7 protein-coding genes are annotated in these 3,476 nt (G+C 45.4%); 2 read left to right on the forward strand and 5 right to left on the reverse strand.

Annotation, left to right across the window (positions count from 1 at the left end):
• Window positions 1-25: 25 nt before the first annotated feature.
• From ACFIO3_RS10190 to ACFIO3_RS10210, 5 genes are all read right to left on the reverse strand, one after another.
• Entirely contained in the window at window positions 26-484 is a 459-nt protein-coding gene (locus ACFIO3_RS10190) for a hypothetical protein (RefSeq protein ID WP_375704403.1), read from the reverse strand.
• Complete coding sequence (locus ACFIO3_RS10195; protein ID WP_375704404.1) at window positions 481-1,437, reverse strand: ParB/RepB/Spo0J family partition protein; 957 nt, start codon at window positions 1,435-1,437, stop codon at window positions 481-483. The genes ACFIO3_RS10190 and ACFIO3_RS10195 overlap by 4 nt, the downstream gene beginning before the upstream one ends.
• Complete coding sequence (locus ACFIO3_RS10200) at window positions 1,437-1,835, reverse strand: hypothetical protein (RefSeq protein ID WP_375704405.1); 399 nt, start codon at window positions 1,833-1,835, stop codon at window positions 1,437-1,439. The genes ACFIO3_RS10195 and ACFIO3_RS10200 overlap by 1 nt, the downstream gene beginning before the upstream one ends.
• The gene (locus ACFIO3_RS10205) at window positions 1,819-1,959 is read right to left on the reverse strand and encodes a hypothetical protein (RefSeq protein ID WP_375614893.1); all 141 of its coding nucleotides are present in this window, start codon (window positions 1,957-1,959) and stop codon (window positions 1,819-1,821) included. The genes ACFIO3_RS10200 and ACFIO3_RS10205 overlap by 17 nt, the downstream gene beginning before the upstream one ends.
• A gap of 75 nt (window positions 1,960-2,034) precedes the next feature.
• The gene (locus ACFIO3_RS10210; RefSeq protein ID WP_375614894.1) at window positions 2,035-2,328 is read right to left on the reverse strand and encodes a helix-turn-helix domain-containing protein; all 294 of its coding nucleotides are present in this window, start codon (window positions 2,326-2,328) and stop codon (window positions 2,035-2,037) included.
• 151 nt (window positions 2,329-2,479) lie between these two features.
• On the opposite strand from ACFIO3_RS10210, the gene ACFIO3_RS10215 reads away from it, so the two are divergent.
• Both ACFIO3_RS10215 and ACFIO3_RS10220 read left to right on the forward strand, forming a co-directional pair.
• Window positions 2,480-3,010 (forward strand): helix-turn-helix transcriptional regulator, encoded by a 531-nt coding sequence (locus tag ACFIO3_RS10215; RefSeq protein WP_375704406.1) that lies wholly within the window; start codon window positions 2,480-2,482, stop codon window positions 3,008-3,010.
• A gap of 80 nt (window positions 3,011-3,090) precedes the next feature.
• Window positions 3,091-3,476 (forward strand): helix-turn-helix transcriptional regulator (locus tag ACFIO3_RS10220; RefSeq protein ID WP_375704407.1); only part of this gene is annotated, 386 nt, incomplete at its 3' end.

Raw genomic sequence — 3,476 nt, forward strand, 5'->3', positions numbered from 1 at the left:
AATTCGGCAATACTAAACCATTCTTTCATGGCTGCCCCCTTTTAATTTGCACCGGCGTTGCGCGCATGGCTTTCAATCGCGCTGCAATCTCCCGCTGTTCCTGCTGCAACCGCGCAATCTCTGCTAAACGCGCCTCATCCCCTTGCAACAGCAACAATCCATCTTCACTCACAACCTCATCCCAAAGCCAATAGGCTTCTGTTGCCCGCACAAATGCCTTAAACCGCGGCAGGGAAATATCAACCTGCTTACTTTCCGCAACATAAGCATCTAAACTGGCCTTACTTAAACACCCAATCCCTAAATAATGCGCCATGCGCTCTGCAATCTCACTGCGCTCATGCCGGCATTCTCTCAAAGCCCGCGCCATCGCACGCTTAATGCGTGAGCGAAACCGCCCTAAATCAATCTGCGCAACGGGTTCGCGGCAGGGAAAAACCGGCTTTTGGAAAAAATCAAGCTGCCCGCAACCATGCCTCTTCATGCCTGCTCCTCCCCCGATTGCTTGTTCAAATAATCATAAAACCGCGCCTTTGTCTGCGCATCGGCCCTCTGCCAAACACCCAATAACTGAGCAAAAATCCGTTCCTGTTCATTAATTTGCGGCGGCGTATTAACCCCATTGACCAAATCAACAGCCCGTCGTAAATCCCCATCAACCTGTTGCAAAGCAATTGCCACCCGCCGTTGCGCAACCGGCTCCATCTTGGCTAATTTCAACAATTGCGCTTGATTATCCGCCAATGCTGTCCCCCGCAAAACAGAGCGTAATTCTGGCTGTAAATACTTGGAAATACGATTAAGTCGTCTCACTGACTCTTCAGATAAACCAATGCGATCTGCCACATGTTTAGCAAAGCAGAAAGCGATCTCTTTGCCACTATCTTCATCGGTATGAGAAATTCGGTCAACTTGACCGAATTTTTTTTCATCATGCAATTGTGCAATGTTTGCACTATTGCTCGGTTGAGCAATATGGTCAACTTGACCCAATTGCTCTAAATGCCCATCACCGTCGATCAAAGGTGCAACTTGCACCTTTGATTTTTTATTCCGACCAACCTTAATTTCCCCATACTTCTTTTCCCACAATTCGCGGTAAGTCTGGACAAAAAGCGCACGGTCAATAACAGACAATTCATTGCGAAACAGGTTTTCAGCAACCTCTAAAAGCGCGGCATTGTCCTTATCAGCCTGCACCACAACGGCATCAATATCACTATAGCCCAAAAGCTCAGCAGCACGAAGCCGATGCGCACCAGCAATAAGCGTATAATTGCCCTCTTTAGCATTGGGCGTATGGCGCACCGTAATTGGATTCATCAATCCCTCCCGCGCCATTGATTGTGCAAGTGCCTTGGCATGCTCATCATCCACAGGGCGTATACGCTCCGGCACCACAATCACATCAAGAGCAAGCTTTTGAAACTGTGCCATCACGCCCCCGCCTTTCTGATCTCTTTAAAGAATAAATCCATCGCACGCCCCGCCCATCTTCGATAAGCTTTCGCAAAAACGGGTTCTTCCAAACGCTGATTAATCACTTGCAAAGCAAGAAAGATAGCAGTCTGCTGCCGTACTTGCATGGCAACAAGACGCCGCCGCGGTACCTCAAACTGATAATGCAAAATATGAATAGCAATTTGCCGCGCTAATATCGCATCAAATAAGCCATGCGGGGGGGCAATAACATACCGGATCGGCAGATGCTTAAATCCACTACTCACCGCCTTAAAAGAACAGGCAAGCATAGCTTCCAAACGTTCAACTTCTGAATAAGGATTAATGATATCGCTTCTGGCTTCTGGGGTCCATAAATTACAAGCAGCAACCATAACCACCCCCTATAAAAACAATATGATTACCCCCTAATCGCCAGAACCAAGCCATCCAAACGGCTGTTCTATGATGCAACTCTATGCAATTTATCTTGCCTATTTCGTATTGATCTTTAGACATTGATAAACCTTTTCATCTTATGGTAATAAATTCATGGCAAATGCGTATGACACACGCAAAGCCGTGTAACGAAGTTCAAGCAGCATTACCGCGCAATGCGGACTGTGTTGCCGAATCTGTGTTGGCATGTTTTGCTGCTTTAAAAATGCGACGGCGACTTTTGGGGTAGCGGTCGCTAAAAACCTGCTCGACGGGCAAGCCAATAAAATCGGCAATAGCACGTTCGGCTTTCTCGTTAGACCGTGTCCAGATGTGTTGAACACTGGATGACGAGAGTTGATATGCTTTCGCGAGCTCCGCCAAGGTCATGTTACGGCGGCGTAGCTCAGCTAAAATACTATGGCGATCCCATACTTGTGTGATAGTCATAAACTTCGCTCCTGCTTCAAACGGATGCTCCCACATCCGTTTTTTGTGGGGTTAATTGTAAAATATCTGCCCTCTATATCGGGCGGTAATATGTAGTTAATTCATTTTATATGTTTTGTAAACATAAAAAATGAATTTATGAGGTATTTTTTTGGCACGTCCCGATTCAGAACCAAAAACACCATTGGCAAAACGCCTACGTGACATAAGAAAAATGCTTGGAAATGAAGAACGCGGTGCTTTTGCAAAAACTCTTGATTTAGCGAAAGGTACGCTCGCAAATTATGAGCTCGGTGTAAATGAACCACCAGCATCTATCGTAATTGCCTATCACAAAATTTATGGCGTAGACTTTCATTGGCTTCTCACTGGTGAAGGCGAAATGTTTAGTGACATGGCAAAGGCGAAAACAGCGGGTTTTAAACCACAAACTATCCCTGCTGGTCTCATGAAAAAACTCGGTCGCATAGCTTATACAACCTATCGCGATGCAAATATAAAACTCCCCCCTGAAGATATAGCGGAATTAGCGGCAGAACTTTATAAAAAACTGCAAGAGCTTGTTCAAGACATCAACGACATGGAAGAGGTCGAAGCGACTTTCCCTCTTCTTAAAATTCATTTAAAGCGTCAAATAGAGGCTGAAAGAGTACATCTAGAAGCTACACAAGATACGGCTTAATGCCTCTCTAAGATGAATGGGGGAAGCTCTTTTTAAAATCCTGTAATTTAAGCTAACCTAAATATGAATAAGGAGCATTTTTGGCACGCCCTGAAAGAGAACCACAAACAGAACTCGCAAAACGGTTGCGTGAAATAAGACGAATACTCGGAAACGAAGAACGCGGTGCTTTTGCTCAACGCCTTAATTTACAACGCAATACCCTTGCCAATTATGAAATCGGAGCACATGAGCCTCCATCCTCAGTAATTAACGCCTATTATACAGCCTATAACATTAATCCTCATTGGCTCGTTACGGGTGAAGGCGAAATGTTTAGTGACATGGCAAAGGCGAAAGCAGCTGGTTTTAAAGCACCCACCATACCTGCTGGTCTCATGAAAAAGCTTGGTCGCATAGCTTATACAACCTATCGCGATGCAAATATAAAACTCCCCCCTGAAGATATAGCGGAATTAGCGGCAGA

Source organism: Bartonella sp. AD328YNZD (genome assembly GCF_042196425.1).